This is a genomic window from Rhodovulum marinum, from assembly GCF_004343075.1.
Classification (GTDB): domain Bacteria; phylum Pseudomonadota; class Alphaproteobacteria; order Rhodobacterales; family Rhodobacteraceae; genus Rhodovulum; species Rhodovulum marinum.
The window spans coordinates 241,751-260,083 of sequence record NZ_SLXP01000002.1 but is presented as its reverse complement, the minus strand read 5'-3'; the positions used below and the strand labels follow the sequence as shown (position 1 = coordinate 260,083).

The following is an 18,333-nucleotide window of genomic DNA, read 5'->3' as shown; positions in this document are numbered from 1 at the left end:
CGACGGGTCAGGCCCGCCCGTTCGGCCCGTCGCGCGCCGCGCGGCCCGCCTCCAGCCCCGCCGCGAACCCCTCGGCCATCCGGGCAAAGGTGTCCTGGGGGTCGTGGCAGGGTTTCGGCGCATCGTCCCGCGGCTCGTTGCGGCGTGCGGCCGCGATGGCGGCCAGCACCAGGCCCAGGCCCAGGTAGGCCATCCCGATCACAGCCGCCGCGAACACCGCCCCGTTCTGCGCCGACAGCACCAGCCAGGCCGCCACCGTCAGAAAGCCCAGCCCCGCGGCCATCGCCAGCCCCGCGATGGTGCCAAGCGCAAGCCGGCGCGACAAGTCCGCGACGCGCCGTTCGGCCGTCCTGATCGGGTGCAAGCCCATCAGCGCCGGCCCGTCATCAGCCCCACGATGAAGCCCGCCCCCACGGCAAGCGCCATGGCTGTGGCGGGTTGCTGCCGGACCGCGTCAGCGGCCTGTTCGCCGATCGCGGCGCCCTTGCGCTGTATCTGGGCGGCGGTCTCGCGCATGCCATCGACCGTGGCATCGCGACGGTCCGCGCCCATTTGCGCCAGCGTCTGCGAGATGTCCGAGATATCCGTTTTCAGCGCCTCGATCTGCCGTTCCAGATCGTCCCGCGTGGCGGTGCCGTTCCCCGATCGCGCCATGTCTGCTCTCCTTTTTTCCGGCTGTGGGCGTGCATGTGAGAAGGCCAAACGCGTATCCGGGCGGACGGGTTCCCACCGCGCGAAAAGATCGCCCGGGCGGCAAACGCGGGGGAACCCGTGGCGAGGTGCGGCGTTGAGGATGCATCACCACACAGGAAAGGAACGACGACATGCTTCAGTGGGCACTCATCTTTCTTCTCGTGGCGCTTGTGGCCGGGGTTTTCGGCTTTGGCGGCATCGCCTCGGCGTCGGCGGGGATCGCGCAAATCCTGTTCTTCATCTTCATCGCGCTGTTCGTCGCGGCGCTTCTGTTCCGGGTGATCAGCGGGCGCGCGCCCTGATCCCTGGCGCCGGGCTGCCATGCGAAAAAGACCGGGCCCCGCCGTTTGACCGGCGGGGCCCTATCCGTTCGCGCGGGCAGGATCGGCCAGGGCGCGCTCAGGCGCCCAGCGTTTCGGTGCTGGCGAAGAACATCGCCTGGCTGACGGCCGAGCGGACCTGGTGTTCGCTATAGGGTTTCGAGATCAGGAAGGCCGGTTCGGGCCGCTCGCCGGTCAGAAGGCGTTCGGGGAAGGCGGTGATGAACACCACCGGCACCTCGCCGATATCCGACAGGATATCGTTCACCGCGTCGATCCCCGAGGATTTGTCGGCCAGCTGGATATCGGCCAGCACCAGGTGCGGCGGGTCCTTGCGCGCCAGGTCGACCGCGGCGGCATGGGTGCGGGCGATGCCGGTCACCTCGTGGCCCAGCCCCTTGACGATTGCGGCGATATCGACGGCGATGATCGCCTCGTCCTCGATGACCAGCACGCGGCCTGCGATGGCTTTCGACATCTCGTCGCGTGCGATGTCGATCAGTTCGCCCGCCTCGCTGGCCGCCACGCCCATGATCGCGCCGATATCCTGGGTCGAGAACCCCTCGATGCTGTGCAGCAGCAGCGCCTCGCGCGTGTTCGCCGTCAATCCCGCGAGGCGTGCCTGCACCTGCGCCTCCAGGCCGGTTGCGGGCTGGACCGCGCCGGTCGGGGCGCCGGTCGACATCCAGATGCGGTTGAATGCCTTGAACAGTGCCACCTTGGGCGAAAGGCCCGCATCGAATACCTGCGGATCGGCCAGGATCGCTTCCAGCGTGGCGACGGCATAGGCATCGCCGCTTTGCTGGTTGCCGGTCAGCGCGCGCGCATAGCGCCGCAGATAGGGCAGTTCGGCGCCAATCCAGGTTGAAAGGTCATCGGGAGTCGGGGCTTGCGTCATACGCCACCTCTGAAATTCTTGATCCATGCGGGAACCCAACGCCGTTCTGCGCGTTAGGGTTCCCGCAGCACGCGCGAAAAACTGCACGAAGGATCGTTGACGTGAACGGGCGAGGCAAGATGCCGGACAAGGACCGGAAGGGGCGGATGGAAGAACAGATCGACGAGAACCTGCGCCGCGTCTATGCGCAGGCGACCGAGGAAGAGGTGCCCGAACGGTTCCTGACCCTGCTCGACCAGCTGCGCAAGCAGCCGCGCAAGGCGGACAAGACGCCGGGCGACGGCGAAGGGGATGCATCTTGAGCGCCGCTCCCGATCCGCGCGACGAACTGGTCGAGCACCTGCCCGCCATGCGCGCCTTTGCGCTGAGCCTGGCGCGCAACCCGGCGACGGCGGACGACCTGGTGCAGGACGCCCTCGTCAAGGCCTGGGACAATCTCGACAAGTTCGAGCCGGGCTCGAACCTGCGGGCCTGGCTGTTCACCATCCTGCGCAACACCTATTACTCGATGCACCGCAAGCGCCGGCGCGAGGTCGAGGACCCGGAGGGCCTGCACGCCGCGAGCATGTCGGAAAAGCCGCACCACGACGGGCGCCTTGCGCTGGGCGATTTCCGCGCGGCCTTCGTGCAGCTGACCGACGAACAGCGCGAGGCGCTGACGCTGGTGGGCGCCGAAGGTTTTTCCTACGAAGAGGCGGCGGCGACCTGCGGCTGCGCGGTGGGCACGATCAAAAGCCGGGTCAACCGGGCGCGCGCGCGGTTGATCGAACTGATGCATCTCGACGACGAGGGGGATGTGGTGATGACCGATTCCGCGACGCTGGCCGTGCTGACCGACAAGCCGCTGGCATGACCGACAAGCTGAAGGCGCGGCTTCAGGCACGGCGCTGGACCCATGGTCTTGCGATCTGGCTGATCGGGGCGCTGACCATCGCGATGCTGCCGCTTGGGCTGATCTCGGTCTACCAGACCTCGCAGGTTCTCAACGAATCGCGCCGGCTTTCGGGCGTGGCGTTGATGGATCGCACGCAACGCGCCGCCGCACGCACCCAGGCGCTGATCCAAAGCGCGTTCGGCGCCGCCCGGGCCGTCGCCGCGGCCAACGTGCTGTTAGAACAGGGAACCCTGACCTGCGATGCGGTGCTGGGCCGGCTGGTCGACGAGACCGACGATTTCATGTTCGCGGGGTTCATCGCCCGCGACGGCACGATCACCTGTTCGTCCAGTGGAAACCACCCGAATGTCGCGGACGACGCCTATTTCCTGGAAATCCTGCGCGACCCGCGCCCGCGTGTCGATACGCGGATGAACCGCGACCTGCCGAACCCGCGCGTGGTTCGGGTCAGCGTGCCGGTGTTCGGGGATGCGGGGCTGACGGGGTTCGTTTTGATCTCGATCCCCTATGTCGCGGCCTATTACACGCTCGACGACCAGGGGCAGTCGGTGGACCTGCTGGTTTTCGACGAAGACGGCGAGTTTCTGACCGCCGAGGCGGCCAGCCGCGAGGGCGGTTCCGGCCCGGACAATATCGAGGCGGTGTTGCCGCGCGGGCGCACGCCCCAGGACATGGCGCGCGCGGGGCGCCAGACCTTTCGCGGCGAGAACCGGCTGGGCGAAACCCGCGATTTCGCGGTGGTGCCGGTGGTCGAGGGGCGGGTCTACGTCCTTGGCAGCTGGGAGCCGCAGCGCAGCAGCCTGCTGCCCACCGCGGGGCGCGCCATGGCGTTGTATTTCCCCATCCTGATGTGGGGGGCGGGCATCGTCGTTGCCTATTTCGCCGTTCACCGCCTGGCGATCCGCCATATCCGGCGGCTGCAATCCTGGATGCGGCTTTACGCCGGCGGCAAGACCGATTTCGAGAATGCCCGGCTCGACCGCGCCCCGGACGAGCTGGAGGTGGTGGCCGAGGCGTTCCGCTCGATGACCCGGCGCCTGGCCGAACAGGACCGCGCCCTGGAAGAGGACCTGGCGGAAAAGACGATGCTGCTGAAAGAGGTGCATCACCGGGTCAAGAACAACCTGCAGATCATCACCAGCATCATGAACATGCAGATCCGCAACGCCCGAAGCGCCGAGGCGCGGGTGCTGCTGCGCCGGGTGCAGGACCGGGTGATGGCGCTGGCCGCGATCCACCGCTACCTCTACCTCGCGCGGCGGTTGTCGATGGTGCGGGCCGACAAGCTTCTGGATGACATCATCGGCCAGCTCGTGGTGATGGGCGATATCGACAAGGGCGAGAACGCGGTCAAAATCTCCACCCGGCTCGACCCGGTGGAGATCAGTCCCGACCAGTCGGTGCCGCTGTCCCTGCTGGCCGCCGAGGCGGCGTTCAACGCGGTCAAGTATTGCGGTGCGCCCACAGGCGAGGCGCCCTGGATCGTGGTGGCGCTGCAGCACCTGGCCGACGGGCGCATCTGCCTGAGCGTGGTGAATTCGCGCTCGGCGTCGGGCGACACGCGCACAGCCGCGGGCTCGGGCCTCGGGCAGGACCTGATCGCCTCTTTCGCCGCCCAGCTTGACGGCACGCTGGAGGTCGAGGCGAAGGACGATCGCTACGAGCTTCACGTCACCTTCACGCCGCTGCCGCCCGATTATGCCTATCCCGAGGAAGACGATCTCGCTGCGGATGCGCCTGTGGCGCAGGACCAGCGGATTTAGGCGATTTTCACCGGAACCCGGGGCCGTTCCGCGCGTTTTGTCCGGCATACCGCAACCCACCAGATCAGGAGATCCCATGACACCGAAACTGCTGCTGTCGATTCCGTTGCTTGCGTTGACCGCCCTGGCCGCGTGCGAAACCGTCGAAGGCGCGGGCCGCGACCTGGAACAGGCCGGCCAGGCCATCGAGAGCGAGGCGCAACAAGCCCAGAACTGACCGCGCAGCGGCTTTGCAACCGAGGGGCCGGGGGTCGCGTGCAGCGCCCCGGCCCGTCATGCCGAGGAAAGGAGGCTGACAATGCCCCCGGCACGATCCAAGGCCCAGCAGCGCGCCGCCGGTGCGGCGCTTTCGGCGAAACGCGGCGAGACCCCGGTGGCCACGTTGAAGGGCGCCTCGAAAGAGATGCATGACACGATGACCGAAGAGGAACTGGCGGCGCTGGCCACGGGCGATATCGACGACCTGCCCGAACGAAAGGGCGACTGAGCGGGCCCCGAACGCCCCGCCGCCGGGCCACCGAATGCGCGCCCGCGTCGCGGCGCGGGCGCACGCGTCAATCCATGCGTCGACCTTGCGCGGGCAGGTGCCTGCAGATTTTTCCGGGCCCGCCCGCCCAGCTGAATCCAGTCCTGAAAACAGATGCTTGGCGCCGGTCCGATACATGGCCTTCGGACCGGGTGACGGTCGTTTTCGGGAACTCCGCCGCCGGTTGCGCGTTGGGAAGGTGCATCGCGACGCAACGAACCGGAAATTGACCCAATCACCATTCGAGGAAAGTTTGACATGACATCCAAGACCAAGATCAAGATCGGGCTGGGGCTTGTCCTGGTGGTCGCGCTGGGCCTGGTCTGGGTACGCTGGGGCCCTGATTCCTGGGAGGTCCAGATCACCGGCACGACCGGCGACGGGCGCGATGTGCAATACCGGATCGAAACGGTCTATGCGGGCACGTCCGACACGCTGATCTTCAAGAACCGCGATGCGGGCCTGATGCCGCCCTATTTCAAGTTCGATTCGGCCGACCTGCAATCGGTGGCCAGCCGCGTCACCCGCGAATGCCCGCAGGAACCCGTTATCGTGAACGGCTATGGCCTGCGCATTCCGTTCCTCGACATGTTCCCGAACGCCACCTCGATCGAGGCGCCCGAACGCTGCCGCAGGGCGCCGTCCGACCAGGGCGAGGGCGAAGTCAGCGGCACCGGCTGACATGCCATGTCAGGCGGCCCCACGACCCGGGGCCGCCCGGCCGTGAGTGGGGCGGCCCGCCCGTCCGGCCTGCTTCAGAAAAACGCCTGAAGCCCCGTCTGCGCGCGCCCCAGGATCAGCGCGTGAATGTCGTGCGTGCCCTCGTAGGTGTTCACGGTCTCCAGGTTGATCATGTGCCGGATCACCTGGAAGCTTTCGGAAATCCCGTTGCCGCCATGCATGTCGCGGGCCGCCCGCGCGATTTCCAGCGCCTTGCCGCAATTGTTCCGCTTGATCAGCGAAATCATCTCGGGCGCGGCGCGCGCCTCGTCCATCAGGCGCCCCACCTGCAGACAGGCCATCAGGCCCAGCGAAATCTCGGTCTGCATGTCGGCCAGCTTCTTCTGGAACAGCTGCGTGCCCGCGATGGGCTTGCCGAACTGCTTGCGATCCAGCCCATAGGCCCGCGCCCGATGCCAGCAATCTTCGGCCGCCCCCAGCACCCCCCAGGCGATACCATAGCGGGCCCGGTTCAAACAGCCGAACGGCCCCTTCAGCCCCTCGACGCCCGGCAAAAGCGCCTCGTCGCCGACCTCGACCCCGTCCATCACGATCTCGCCCGTGGTCGAGGCTCTCAGCGAGAGCTTGCCCTCGATCTTGGGCGCCGACAGCCCTTTCATGCCCTTTTCAAGCACGAAACCGCGAATCTTGCCGCCATGCGCCTCGGACTTGGCCCAGACCACGAAGACATCGGCGAAGGGGCTGTTGGAAATCCAGGTCTTGGTGCCGGTCAGCCGATAGCCGCCGGGGGTCTTCTCGGCCCGCGTCTTCATCCCCGCCGGGTCCGACCCCGCATCAGGTTCGGTCAGCCCGAAACAGCCGATCAGCGTGCCGGCGGCCAGCCCGGGCAGGTATTTCCGCCGCTGCGCCTCGGTCCCGTAGGCATGGATCGGGTACATCACCAGGCTGGACTGCACCGACATCATCGACCGATAGCCCGAATCCACCCGCTCGATCTCGCGCGCGACAAGGCCATAGGTGACATAGGACGCGCCCAAGCCCCCGTATTCCTCGGGCACCGTCACCCCCAGCAATCCCGCCTCGCCCATCTCGGCAAAGATCTCGGGCTCGGCCCGCTCCTCGCGATAGGCGTCTGTCACCCGCGGCTGCAGCCGGTCCTGCGCAAAGGCGCGCGCCGCGTCGCGCAACATCCGCTCGTCCTCGTCCAGGCGATCCTCCAGCCGCAGCGCATCCTCCCAGTCGAACCGGGAAAGGTCGGGGGCATCCTTCGGTTTCAGGGGGGCGGCGCTGTCCATCGGGGGCTCCTTGGCTGTCTTGCCCGAGGGATAACCCGCACGCGCCCTCGGGGCAATCGTCCGGCAGGCGCTTGACCGCCGCCCGCCCCCATGCAGTTCTAAGGACAGGGGAGGACAGGCGCATGGGACAGACAATCGGCTCGATCGACGAGGTTCAATCGCTGTTGGCGGGGCAGGATTACGTCTGCAGCCGCGCGCTGGCGACCGTGGCCTTCCTGTCGCTGCGGCTGGGCAAGCCGCTGTTCCTCGAGGGCGAACCCGGCACCGGCAAGACCGAGATCGCCAAGGCCATCGCCACCGCGCTGGGCCGCCGCCTGATCCGGCTGCAATGCTACGAGGGGCTGGACGCGGGCAGCGCGGTCTACGAATGGAACTTCGCCGAACAGATGATCGCAATCCGCACCGCCGAGGCCGTGGGCTTCGAAGGGGCCGGCGCCGACCGCACCGCGCTCAAGGACGAACTCTTCTCGTCCGACTACCTCATCGAACGCCCGCTCCTGCAAGCCATGCGCCCCCAAGTCGAGGGCCCGCCCGTCCTCCTGATCGACGAGCTCGATCGCACCGACGAACCCTTCGAGGCCTTCCTGCTCGAGGCGCTGTCGGATTTCCAGGTCACGATCCCCGAACTCGGGACGATCCGCGCCGAGCATCCCCCCATCGTCATCATCACCTCGAACCGCACGCGCGAGGTCCACGACGCCCTGAAACGCCGCTGCCTCTACCACTGGGTCGACTACCCCAGCTTCGACCGCGAACTCGACATCCTCCACGCCCGCGCGCCCGAGGCCGCCGAAACGCTGTCCCGCGAGATCGTGGCCTTCGTCCAGAAGCTCCGCGCGCAGGACCTCTTCAAGAAACCCGGCGTCGCCGAAACCATCGACTGGGCGAAATGCCTGCTCGCGCTCGACGTGATCGACCTCTCCCCCCAGGTCATCGCCGACACGATCGGGGCGCTGCTGAAATACCAGGACGACATCCAGCGGATCGAGGGCTCCGAGGCGAAACGCCTCCTCGACGAGGTCCGCGCCGAACTCGCCCCCGCCTGAGCCTTCTTCTGGCCGAAAATATCCTCGGGGGTCCGGGGGCAGACAGCCCCCGGCCTCTCCGCCAAAGCCGAGGCCCCGCATGGCAAACCTGCCCCCGCTCGACATCCCCGAGGACGGCAAGCTCTCCCACAACATCCTCCATTTCGCCCGTGCCTTGCGCAAGGCGGGGCTGCCCGTGGGCCCGGGGCGCGTCATCGACGCGATCCGCGCGGTCGAGGCGGCGGGGTTTTCCGAACGGGGCGATTTCTACCACACGCTCGCCGCCTGCTTCATCTCGCGGCCCGAACACCGCCAGGTCTACGACCAGGTGTTCCGTCTCTACTGGCGCGACCCGCGCTTCCTCGAACACATGATGAGCCTGATGCTGCCCTCGATGCGCGGCGTCGCCGAGGAGCGCAAGGCGCGCGCGGCCGAGAAACGCGCGGCCGAGGCACTGCTTGACGGGGTGGACCGCGACCTGCCCGACCTGCCCGAGGAGGAGGGCGGCGAAGAGCTCGAGATCGACGCCAGCCAGACCCAGTCCGGGCGCGAACGGCTAAAGACTCTCGATTTCGAACAGATGGGCACCGCCGAGATCGCCGAGGCCAAGCGGATGCTCGCCCGCCTCAGCCTGCCGGTCAAACCGCTCACCTCCCGCCGTACCCGCGCCGACCGCCACGGCCGGATGCCGGACTGGCGTGGCACGATGCGCACCGCGCTGCGCGAGGGCGGCGAGATTCGCGCCTTCGAGCAGAAGGCCCGGCGCACCCGCTGGCCGAATCTCGTGGTGCTCTGCGACATCTCCGGCTCCATGTCGCAATATTCGCGCATGGTGCTGCATTTCCTGCACGCGGTGGCCAACGAAAAGGGCGCGGGTTGGGCGAAGGTGCACGCCTTCACCTTCGGCACGCGGCTGACCAACATCACCCGGCAACTGGCCACCCGCGATGTCGACGCGGCCCTCGCCGCCGCCGGCGCCGAGGCGCAGGACTGGGAGGGCGGCACGCGAATCGCGTCGGCGCTCCATGCCTTCAATCGCGACTGGTCGCGCCGGGTGCTGGGTACGGGCGCGGTGGTGCTTCTGATCACCGACGGGCTGGATCGCGACGAGGCGGACACCTTGTCGCAGGAGATGGAGCGGCTGCACCTGTCCGCGCTTCGCCTGATCTGGATCAACCCGCTGTTGCGTTGGGACGGATTCGCCCCGAAAGCCAAGGGAATAAGGGCGATGCTGCCGCATGTGGACTGTTTCCGGGCGGGCCACTCGATCGCCTCGCTCGAGGATCTGGCCCGGGCGATCAGCCATGCCGACGACCCGGGCGAGCGCGACCGGATGCTTCGCGTGATGCGACAATCCTGACCTGTTTGATCTGGATCAAGGTTCGGCGCAGCTAAAATATACATTCAGCATGTGTTGTTTGTGGCGATGCCCGCATGTTCCCGGCGCGCATCGAGGTTCCACATTCATCGGTCCTGCCGCTTTTCCCGGCGCAGGACCTCGGGTGCAAGAGGGCCCTCCCTCCCTCTGTACCATTCCCAGAAACGCCGTGGGCCCTCCCTCCCACGGCGTTTTTCTGTTGCCGCGTCATCATTGATCTGGATCGGCACCGTCCGGCGTGACAGAATTCATTCGAAATAAAGAATATTACGAGGGGGACATTCCCATGGTTCTGAACTGGAAGATCGGCGGCCCGCTTCTGGGCGTCGTCTTTTTCCTTGCCGTGCTGCTGGTCAAGCCGATCGGCGTGTCGACGCAATTCGTCGTGCTGGACGGCATTCTCTGGAACACGCAGGTGCCCGGAACGGTCGCGCAGGGCGCCGATGGCGCCTGGACGTCGTCGAACGCCTATCTGGCGAAATACGCCGATGACATCGCCGACCCGGTGAACTACTCGTTCATCTTCGTGGCCGCGATGATGGGCGGCGCGCTGCTGTCCTCGATCGTCTTCGGGCGCATCCCCCTGCGCGAGCGGTTCAACCCCGACCTTTGGCGTGCGAATTTCAGCCTGGGCTGGATCGGCCGCTGGATCATCGCCTTCATCGGGGGGGCGCTGGTGCTGTTCGGCGCGCGCCTGGCGGGGGGGTGCACCTCGGGGCACATGATGTCGGGGATGATGCAGACCGCGGTGTCGGGCTACATCTTCGCGTTCGGCGCGTTCCTGACCGCCTTCCCCACCGCCCGCATCCTGCTGAAGAAGGAGGCCTGAGATGGAAATCTTTCTGGCAATCGCGATCGGGGGCCTGTTCGGGGTCATGCTGGAACGCATCGGGGCGACCGATCCCAACTGGATCGGCCGGATGCTGAACCTGACCAACATTCACCTGATGAAGACCATCCTCGTGGCCATCGGCACCGCCTCGATCCTGATGTTCGGCGGCCAGATGCTGGGCCTGGTCGAGGTCGGCCACATGTCGGTCAAGGCGATCAACGTGGGCGTGCTTCTGGGCGGGGCGATCCTGGGCATCGGCTGGGCCATCGCGGGCTATTGCCCGGGCACCGGGGTCTGCGCGGCCGCCACGGGCCGGCTGGACGCGTGGTTCTTCGTCGCCGGCGGCCTGCTGGGGGCGGGCGCCTATGCGCTGACCTATCCGTTCTGGAAACAGATCGGGTTTCTCAACGGCGAGAAATGGACGTTGGGTGCGATCCCGGGGGCCGACTATCCGGCGGCGCTGCCGAACCTGCCGTTCTCGGGCGATGTGCTGGGCATCGGCATCGGCATCGCCTTCATCATCGTGGCGATCATCCTGCCCCGGCGCCTGGCCGGGCAAAAGGCGCCCGCGGGCGAGGGCGTGGCCGAACCGGCCGAGTAACCTCTTCCCGATTGCCTGCCATCGGCGCCGCGGGACTGTCCCGCGGCGCCGTCGCGTTTGCGGGGGCGATTCCCTCTGGCGAAGCCACCCGGCCACCCCCATTATCGGCCCCGGGAGGAGGGCCAATCATGCAGATCGGCGATTTCGAGGCGATTCCGGAAACCGCGCTGGACTGGCATCGCGCGGGCAGGGGGGCGGTCCTGGCCACGGTGGTGGAAACCTGGGGCAGCGCGCCGCGCCCCGTGGGCAGCCAGTTGGCGATTTCGGGCGAGGGCGGCATGGCCGGCTCGGTATCGGGCGGTTGCGTCGAGGGCGCGGTGATCGCCGAGGCGCTGGAGGCGCTTGCGGACGGCAAGCCCCGCATGCTGGAATTCGGCGTCAGCGATGACGACGCCTTCGCCGTGGGGCTGGCCTGCGGCGGGCGCATCCGGGTGCTGGTCGAACCCGTGGGCGCGGCCTTGCCCGAGCCGTTGCTGGCAGACCTTGCCGCCGCCCGCGCCGAACGGCGGGCCGTGGCCTATGTGGTGAATACCGAAAGCTGGGCACGGCGCCTCGCGGGGCCTGACGATCCCGCGCTGGGCCCGCAGATCGCGGACCGGTTGCGCGCGGACAGGTCGGGCTTCGAGGGCAACGCCTTCATCGGCATCCACAACCCGCCCTTGCGCATGGCCATCGTCGGGGCCGTCCATATCGCGCAACCCCTTGTGCAGATGGCCCGCCTGGCCGGTTTCGCCCCCACGCTGATCGATCCGCGGCCTGCCTTCGGCGCGTTGGACCGGTTTCCCGGCGAGGTGATCCTGGACGACTGGCCCGACGCGGCGCTGGCCCATCACGGGCTGGACGCGCGCACCGCCGTCGTCACCCTGACCCATGACCCGAAACTCGACGACCCGGCGATCCTGGCCGCGCTGGACTCGGATGTGTTCTACCTCGGCTGCCTCGGGTCGACGCGGACCCATGCGAAACGGGTGGAGCGGCTGCGCGGGGCCGGTATCCCGGACGACCGCATCGCCCGTATCCACGCCCCCGTGGGCCTGAATATCGGTGCGAAAAGCCCGGCAGAGATCGCCGTTTCCATCATGGCCCAGATCATCGAACGGCTGAGGAAGGGCTGATGCGCTTCGGTCCCGTGCCGCCCGATCAGGCCGAGGGCGCGATCCTGGCCCATTCCTTGCGCGTCGGTGGGCGGATGTTGAAAAAGGGGCTGGTGCTGGGGCCTGACGAGGTCGCCGCGTTGATGGCCGCCGGGGTGGGTGAGGTGACGGTGGCCCGACCCGATCCCGGCGACGTGGCCGAGGATGCCGCCGCGGCCCGACTGGCCCGTGCGCTGGTGCCCGACCCGAAGGGCGCGGCGCTCAGGATCGGCAAGGCGGCGCGGGGGCGGGTGAACCTGCACGCCGTTTGCGCCGGGGTGGTCGGGCTGGATGCCGAGGCGATCCACGTGCTGAACCGGGTCGATCCCGGCGTGACGCTGGCCACGCTGGCACCCTTCACCCGGGTCACGCCGGGGCTTTTGGTCGGCACCGTCAAGATCATCCCCTACGCGGTCCCCGGGGCGGCGCTTGACGCCGCCTGCACCGCCGCGCCCGGTGCGCTCCGCGTGCACCCGGTGGCGCGCAGGACCGCGGGGCTGATCCTGTCCGAGGTGGCCGGCCAGAAACCGGACCTGGCCGCCAAGGGCCGCGCCGCGGTCGAGGCGCGGCTGGCCGCGCTGGGCATCGCGCTGGTTGCCGTCGAAACCGTGCCCCATGACACAAGCGCGATGGCCGCGGCGCTGGCCGTGCTGCCCGGTGACATCGCGCTGATCCTGACCGGTTCGGCCACCTCGGACCTGTACGATACCGGCCCCCGGGCGGTGCGCGCCGCGGGCGGCGCGGTCGAACGGTTTGGCATGCCGGTCGATCCCGGCAACCTGCTGTTTTTGGGCGACCAGGGCGGGCGGCCGGTGATCGGGCTGCCCGGCTGCGCCCGCAGCCCGGCCTTGAACGGGGCGGATTGGGTGCTGGAACGGGTGGCCTGCGGGCTGAGGCTCGGAGCGGACGAGATCGCGGCGATGGGCGTCGGGGGGCTGCTCAAGGAAATCCCCTCGCGGCCCCAGCCGCGCGAGGGCTGATCGACGGGAATGCCGCATCCTAGCGGGACGTAACGGCACCCGCAGCCTAGACCAAAGCATGTGCAAATCAACGGTTCTCAAAGCCCGGTCGCCATGCTTAAGTATCGTCGAAATCGAGGGAGGAGATCGATGACCAAGGTCACGATGACCGTGAACGGGAAACCCGTTTCCGGAGAGGTGGAGGGGCGCACGCTGCTGTCGCAATTCCTGCGCGAGGGGCTGGGGATGACCGGCACCCATATCGGCTGTGACACCAGCCAGTGCGGCGCCTGCGTGGTGCATGTGAACGGGCAGGACGTGAAATCCTGCACAATGTTCGCGCTGGAATGCGAGGGCGCCGAGGTCCGCACGATCGAGGGCATGGCCAACGCCGATGGGTCGCTGTCGACGATCCAGCAGGCGTTCCAGGACCATCACGGCCTGCAATGCGGGTTTTGCACGCCCGGCATGGTGATGACGGCCGCAGCCCTTCTGGAGAAGAACCCCAAGCCCAGCGAGGCCGAGATCCGCGACTATCTCGAGGGCAATATCTGCCGCTGCACGGGCTATCATAACATCGTCAAGGCGATCATGGCGGCCTCGGGCCAGGACGTGGGCGCCATCGCCGCCGAGTAGGGCGGGTTCGGGCGGGCCGGGAGACCCGCCGTTTCAGGGAGGATCAGACATGCCGAAAGATCACGGCATCGGCGCCAGCTCCAAGCGGCGCGAAGACGTGCGGTTCCTGACGGGACGGGGCCGCTATACCGATGACATCAACCTGCGCGGCCAGGCCTATGCCTGTTTCGTGCGCAGCCAGGTGGCCCATGGCCGGCTGAACGGCGTGAACACCGCCGATGCCGAGGCGATGCCCGGCGTGATCCGCGTCTTCACCGGCGCCGATTTCGAAGGCATCGGGGGGCTGCCCTGCGGCTGGCAGGTGACCGACCGCCATGGCGAGGTCATGCAGGAACCGGGCCACCCGGTGCTGGCGCAGGGCAAGGTGCGCCACGTGGGCGACCCGATCGCCGTGGTGGTGGCCGAAACCTATGACCAGGCCCGCGACGCCGCCGAGGCGGTGGTGATCGATATCGAGGAATTGGAACCGGTCCTCGACATGAAGGCGGCGCTGGAAGACGGCGCGCCCAAGGTGCATGACGATCTGACCTCGAACCTTTGCTACGACTGGGGCTTTGTCGAGGAAAACCGCGAGGCAGTGAACAAGGCGTTCGAAACGGCGCATCACGTCACCACGCTGGAACTGGTGAACCAGCGCCTTGTGCCGAACGCGATGGAACCGCGCGTGGCCATCGGCGATTTCGACCCCGGCACCGAGGACTCCACGCTTTACACCACGTCCCAGAACCCGCACGTGATCCGCCTGCTGATGGGCGCCTTCGTGCTTGGTATCCCGGAACACAAGTTGCGCGTGGTGGCGCCCGATGTGGGCGGGGGCTTCGGCTCGAAAATCTTCCACTACGCCGAGGAAGCCTTTTGCACCTTCGCCGCCAAGCAGTTGAAACGCCCGGTGAAATGGACCTGCTCGCGCAGCGAAAGCTTCATCACCGACGCCCATGGCCGCGACCACGTCACCAAGATCGAACTGGCGCTGGATGCCGAGGGCCATTTCCAGGCGATCCGCACCGAGACCTACGCCAACATGGGCGCCTACCTTTCCACGTTTGCGCCCAGCGTCCCCACGTGGCTGCACGGCACGCTGATGGCGGGCAACTACAAGACCCCGCTGATCTACGTGAACGTCAAGGCGGTGTTCACCAACACCGTGCCCGTGGATGCCTATCGCGGCGCGGGCCGCCCCGAGGCGACGTTCCAGCTGGAGCGCGTGATCGACAAGGCCGCGCGCGAGATGGGGATCGACCCGGTGGAGCTGCGCCGCAAGAACTTCATCACCCAGTTCCCCTATGCCACGCCCGTGGCAGTGGAATACGACACCGGCGACTACAATGCGACGCTCGACAAGCTGCTGGAGATCGCGGACGTCTCGGGCTTCGAGTCCCGGCTGGCCGAAAGCAAGGCGCGTGGCAAGCTGCGCGGTCTTGGCATCAACTGCTATATCGAGGCCTGCGGGATCGCGCCCAGCCACCTTGTCGGCCAACTTGGGGCTCGTGCCGGCCTGTATGAATCGGCCACCGTGCGGGTGAATGCCACCGGCGGGCTGGTCGTGATGACCGGTTCGCATTCCCACGGGCAGGGGCACGAGACGTCCTTTGCCCAGGTCGTGGCCGACATGATCGGCATCGACGAGAACATGGTGGAAATCGTCCACGGCGACACCGCCAACACGCCAATGGGCATGGGCACCTACGGCTCGCGCTCGCTCGCGGTGGGCGGCTCTGCCATGGTGCGGGCCACCGAAAAGATCATCGCCAAGGCCAAGAAGATCGCGGCCCACCTGATGGAGGCCTCGCCCGACGATATCGAGCTCAAGGACGGCGCCTTCACCGTCGCGGGCACCGACAAGTCGGTGGCCTGGGGCGACGTGACGCTTGCCGCCTACGTGCCCCACAACTACCCGCTCGAGGAAATCGAACCGGGGCTGGAGGAAACCGCCTTCTACGACCCCAACAACTTCACCTATCCCGCGGGTGCCTATGCCTGCGAGGTCGAGGTCGACCCCGAGACCGGCAAGGTAACGATCGAGCGCTTTGCCGCGGCCGACGATTTCGGCAATATCGTCAACCCGATGATCGTCGACGGCCAGGTGCATGGCGGCATCGCCCAGGGCATCGGCCAGGCGCTGCTGGAAGGGGCGGCCTATGACGAGTACGGCCAGCTTCTGTCGGGGTCCTACATGGATTACGCCATGCCGCGGGCCGATGACGTGCCGTTCTACACGGTCGATCATTCCTGCCAGACGCCCTGCACCCACAACCCGCTGGGGGTCAAGGGCTGCGGCGAGGCCGGCGCCATCGGCAGCCCGCCCGCGGTGGTCAATGCCGTGGTCGACGCACTGCAACGCGCCGGGCACACCGGTGTTACCCATATCGACATGCCGCTGACGCCCTCGCGCGTCTGGTCGGCGATGCAGGGCTGAGGAGGCAGACATGTACGCATTCGATTTCGAGCGGCCCACCACCCTGGACGAGGCGGTCGCGGCCCTGGGCACGGAAGAGGCGCAGGCGCTGGGCGGGGGGCAGACCCTGATTCCCACGCTGAAACAACGTCTTGCGGGGCCCGCCAAGCTGGTCAGCCTGACCGGTATCGCCGAACTCAGGGGCGTGTGCATCGCCGATGACGGCGCGGTTTGCATCGGCGGCGCGACGCCGCACGCCGTCGTCGCCGCCGAGGCCGCGGCGCATTACCCGGCGCTGGCGGCGCTGGCCGGCAATATCGGTGATCCGGCGGTGCGCAACCGCGGCACGATCGGCGGGTCGCTGGCCAACAACGACCCCTCGGCCTGTTATCCTGCCGCCGCACTGGGCTCGGGTGCCATGATCCGCACGAACATCCGCGACATCGCCGCGGATGACTATTTCCAGGGCATGTTCACCACCGCGCTGGAAGAGGGCGAGATCATTACCGAGGTCCGCTTCCCGGTGCCGCAAAAGGCGGCTTACGTGAAGTTCGAACAGCCCGCCTCCCGCTTTGCGCTGACCGGGGTCTTCGTGGCGAAATACGCCGATGGCGTGCGCGTCGCGGTGACGGGCGCCTCCGAAGAGGGGGTGTTCCGCTGGTCCGAGGCCGAGGCGGCGCTGTCTTCCGACTTTTCGGCGGGCGCGATTGCGGGTCTTGCGGTGGATGCGGAGAACATGATCGGCGATCTGCACGGCTCGCCCGAGTATCGCGCCCATCTCGTCAAGGTCCTGACGGGCCGCGCGGTCACCGCCGCGGGCTAGGCCACGGCGCGAACCGGATCGGGGGCGCCTTCGCCACGGGCGAGGGCGCCCTTTCGCTGTCCGGGGCGCTCAGGCCGCCTTGAGTGCGCCGAGAAAGGCGCGCACCCGCTCGGACAACGTCCCCGTCTCGCCCGAGACGGTGGCCACCGCATCCTTGAGCGTGCCCGAGGTCGTGCCGGACCGTTCCACGCGGCAGGACACGTCATGGATCATGTCGGCCATCTCGTTGCTGCTGGCCGCGGTCGATTCGGCGTGCTGGGTGATATGGCGCGCGGCCGCCTTCTGTTCGTCCACCGCGACGCGGATGCTTTCCGTGAAGGTCTTCATCCGCAACACGCTGTCGCCGATGCCGCTCATCCGGTTGGCCATCGAGCCGCTTTCGGTCTGGATGCGCTCGATCCGGTCGCTGATCGAGGCGGTGGCGTCGCTGATCCGCTGGGCCAGGGCCTTGACCTCGAAGGCGACCACCGCGAATCCCTTGCCGGCATCGCCCGCGCGGGCGGCCTCGACGGTGGCGTTCACGGCCAGCAGGTTGGTCTGCCGCGCGATGGCCGAAATCAGGCTGACAACCTCGCCGATTTCCTCGACCGCGGTCTGCAATGCACCGACCTGGCTGGCCGAGGCCTCGGCCTCGGTGGCGGCGCTGACCGAGGCTGCGGCGGCCTCGCTGACATCCTGGGTGATCGACGCGATCGAGGCGGACAATTCCTCGATCGCGGCGGCGACCGACTGGGTGCTGGTGGCGATCTGCACCGCGTTGGCCGAAACCGACCCCGCGCCCTGGCGCGCGCCCAGGATTTCGTCGTCAAGCCCGTTCGCGGCGCCCGACAGGCGACACATCGATCCGTTCAGCACGTCGACCACGCGGCTGACCTCGGATTCGAAGCTTTCGCCCAGCCGTTCCATGCGCTGGGCGAACTCTTCGCTCTGGGCCTCGTGAAAGCCCGAGACGGCCAGTTCGATATCCAGCATCAGCGCGCGGGTCAGCGCGTCGGAATGCATGCAGGACCGGCGCCGCAGCAGCGCGCGCAATCGCCCATTCTGTTCACAGGAAATGATCCGCTGCAGCGTTGCCGCGACCCGCGCATAGGCGCCGACATAGTGCCGCAACGGCAGCCCGATGCGATAATGCACGCGCCCGATCTTGTCCGCCTGGGTGAAATAGTCCTGCGTGTAGTCACAGGAAAACATCCGCTCCCAATGGATTTTCTGATGGGATTTCGCGTGGTTGAGCAGCTTGGGCGAGTTGAAGAACTGCGACCAGTCGGGCGTCGCGTCGACATCGGTGTAGAAATCGCCCAGCACCTCGTCGAGGCGGGGGATCACGATTTCTCCAACCTCGCGGAGGGCGGCGCGGGTTTCTTTGTCGAGGCCATAGGCCCAGAGCCGGGCGGGGGAACGCTGCTGCATGAAGTCTTTCCGGTCAAGGTCAACGCAAAAGGGGTGGGCGGTCTCCCCTACCGGATAGCGGCCGTTCGGT

21 protein-coding genes are annotated in these 18,333 nt (G+C 67.5%); 16 read left to right on the top strand and 5 right to left on the bottom strand.

The window, feature by feature from the left end; genetic code table 11:
- Positions 1-7: 7 nt before the first annotated feature.
- Together EV662_RS04375 and EV662_RS04370 are read right to left on the bottom strand one after the other, a co-directional pair.
- Positions 8-370 carry a phage holin family protein gene (locus EV662_RS04375; protein ID WP_132460921.1) on the bottom strand — a complete coding sequence of 121 codons (363 nt, stop codon included), beginning with the start codon at positions 368-370 and terminating at the stop codon, positions 8-10.
- Complete coding sequence (locus EV662_RS04370; protein WP_132460920.1) at positions 370-654, bottom strand: hypothetical protein; 285 nt, start codon at positions 652-654, stop codon at positions 370-372. The genes EV662_RS04375 and EV662_RS04370 overlap by 1 nt, the downstream gene beginning before the upstream one ends.
- Positions 655-824: 170 nt before the next feature.
- Between EV662_RS04370 and EV662_RS04365 the strand changes: the two genes are divergently transcribed.
- Entirely contained in the window at positions 825-995 is a 171-nt protein-coding gene (locus tag EV662_RS04365; protein WP_132460919.1) for a DUF1328 domain-containing protein, read from the top strand.
- 97 nt (positions 996-1,092) lie between these two features.
- On the opposite strand, the gene EV662_RS04360 is transcribed toward EV662_RS04365, so the two are convergent.
- The gene (locus EV662_RS04360; RefSeq protein WP_132460918.1) at positions 1,093-1,911 is read right to left on the bottom strand and encodes a response regulator; all 819 of its coding nucleotides are present in this window, start codon (positions 1,909-1,911) and stop codon (positions 1,093-1,095) included.
- Between the two features lie 101 nt (positions 1,912-2,012).
- Here EV662_RS04360 and EV662_RS04355 point away from each other — a divergent pair, with 101 nt between their 5' ends.
- The 6 genes from EV662_RS04355 (at position 2,013) to EV662_RS04330 (ending at position 5,776) form a co-directional block, all read left to right on the top strand.
- Complete coding sequence (locus tag EV662_RS04355) at positions 2,013-2,213, top strand: NepR family anti-sigma factor (RefSeq protein WP_243695766.1); 201 nt, start codon at positions 2,013-2,015, stop codon at positions 2,211-2,213.
- Complete coding sequence (locus EV662_RS04350; protein ID WP_132460917.1) at positions 2,207-2,764, top strand: RNA polymerase sigma factor; 558 nt, start codon at positions 2,207-2,209, stop codon at positions 2,762-2,764. The genes EV662_RS04355 and EV662_RS04350 overlap by 7 nt, the downstream gene beginning before the upstream one ends.
- Positions 2,761-4,569 carry a sensor histidine kinase gene (locus EV662_RS04345; RefSeq protein ID WP_132460916.1) on the top strand — a complete coding sequence of 603 codons (1,809 nt, stop codon included), beginning with the start codon at positions 2,761-2,763 and terminating at the stop codon, positions 4,567-4,569. The genes EV662_RS04350 and EV662_RS04345 overlap by 4 nt, the downstream gene beginning before the upstream one ends.
- A gap of 76 nt (positions 4,570-4,645) precedes the next feature.
- Positions 4,646-4,786 (top strand): entericidin A/B family lipoprotein, encoded by a 141-nt coding sequence (locus EV662_RS04340; protein ID WP_132460915.1) that lies wholly within the window; start codon positions 4,646-4,648, stop codon positions 4,784-4,786.
- 81 nt (positions 4,787-4,867) lie between these two features.
- Positions 4,868-5,056 (top strand): DUF3008 family protein, encoded by a 189-nt coding sequence (locus EV662_RS04335; RefSeq protein WP_132460914.1) that lies wholly within the window; start codon positions 4,868-4,870, stop codon positions 5,054-5,056.
- A gap of 297 nt (positions 5,057-5,353) precedes the next feature.
- A complete protein-coding gene (locus EV662_RS04330) occupies positions 5,354-5,776 on the top strand; it encodes a DUF1523 family protein (RefSeq protein ID WP_132460913.1) in 423 nt (140 codons plus the stop codon).
- Positions 5,777-5,850: 74 nt separating this feature from the next.
- Here the strand turns inward: EV662_RS04330 and EV662_RS04325 are convergent, their stop codons facing one another.
- Positions 5,851-7,071 carry an acyl-CoA dehydrogenase gene (locus EV662_RS04325; protein ID WP_132460912.1) on the bottom strand — a complete coding sequence of 407 codons (1,221 nt, stop codon included), beginning with the start codon at positions 7,069-7,071 and terminating at the stop codon, positions 5,851-5,853.
- Positions 7,072-7,193: 122 nt separating this feature from the next.
- Between EV662_RS04325 and EV662_RS04320 the strand changes: the two genes are divergently transcribed.
- The 9 genes from EV662_RS04320 (at position 7,194) to EV662_RS04280 (ending at position 16,853) form a co-directional block, all read left to right on the top strand.
- Positions 7,194-8,117: an AAA family ATPase gene (locus EV662_RS04320; protein ID WP_132460911.1), complete on the top strand. Its 924-nt coding sequence runs from the start codon at positions 7,194-7,196 to the stop codon at positions 8,115-8,117.
- Positions 8,118-8,196: 79 nt separating this feature from the next.
- Positions 8,197-9,456, top strand: a complete 1,260-nt coding sequence (locus tag EV662_RS04315; RefSeq protein ID WP_132460910.1) for a vWA domain-containing protein — start codon at positions 8,197-8,199, stop codon at positions 9,454-9,456.
- 304 nt (positions 9,457-9,760) lie between these two features.
- Complete coding sequence (locus EV662_RS04310) at positions 9,761-10,303, top strand: YeeE/YedE thiosulfate transporter family protein (RefSeq protein WP_132460909.1); 543 nt, start codon at positions 9,761-9,763, stop codon at positions 10,301-10,303.
- Position 10,304: 1 nt separating this feature from the next.
- Positions 10,305-10,907 carry a DUF6691 family protein gene (locus EV662_RS04305; protein ID WP_132460908.1) on the top strand — a complete coding sequence of 201 codons (603 nt, stop codon included), beginning with the start codon at positions 10,305-10,307 and terminating at the stop codon, positions 10,905-10,907.
- Positions 10,908-11,035: 128 nt separating this feature from the next.
- Positions 11,036-12,022 carry an XdhC family protein gene (locus tag EV662_RS04300; RefSeq protein WP_132460907.1) on the top strand — a complete coding sequence of 329 codons (987 nt, stop codon included), beginning with the start codon at positions 11,036-11,038 and terminating at the stop codon, positions 12,020-12,022.
- A complete protein-coding gene (locus EV662_RS04295; RefSeq protein ID WP_132460906.1) occupies positions 12,022-13,020 on the top strand; it encodes a molybdopterin-binding protein in 999 nt (332 codons plus the stop codon). The genes EV662_RS04300 and EV662_RS04295 overlap by 1 nt, the downstream gene beginning before the upstream one ends.
- A 129-nt stretch (positions 13,021-13,149) precedes the next feature.
- A complete protein-coding gene (locus EV662_RS04290) occupies positions 13,150-13,635 on the top strand; it encodes a (2Fe-2S)-binding protein (protein WP_132460905.1) in 486 nt (161 codons plus the stop codon).
- 49 nt (positions 13,636-13,684) lie between these two features.
- A complete protein-coding gene (locus EV662_RS04285) occupies positions 13,685-16,051 on the top strand; it encodes a xanthine dehydrogenase family protein molybdopterin-binding subunit (protein ID WP_132460904.1) in 2,367 nt (788 codons plus the stop codon).
- A gap of 10 nt (positions 16,052-16,061) precedes the next feature.
- Entirely contained in the window at positions 16,062-16,853 is a 792-nt protein-coding gene (locus tag EV662_RS04280) for an FAD binding domain-containing protein (protein WP_132460903.1), read from the top strand.
- Positions 16,854-16,922: 69 nt separating this feature from the next.
- On the opposite strand, the gene EV662_RS04275 is transcribed toward EV662_RS04280, so the two are convergent.
- A complete protein-coding gene (locus tag EV662_RS04275) occupies positions 16,923-18,263 on the bottom strand; it encodes a globin-coupled sensor protein (RefSeq protein WP_132460902.1) in 1,341 nt (446 codons plus the stop codon).
- Between the last annotated feature and the right edge of the window lie 70 nt (positions 18,264-18,333).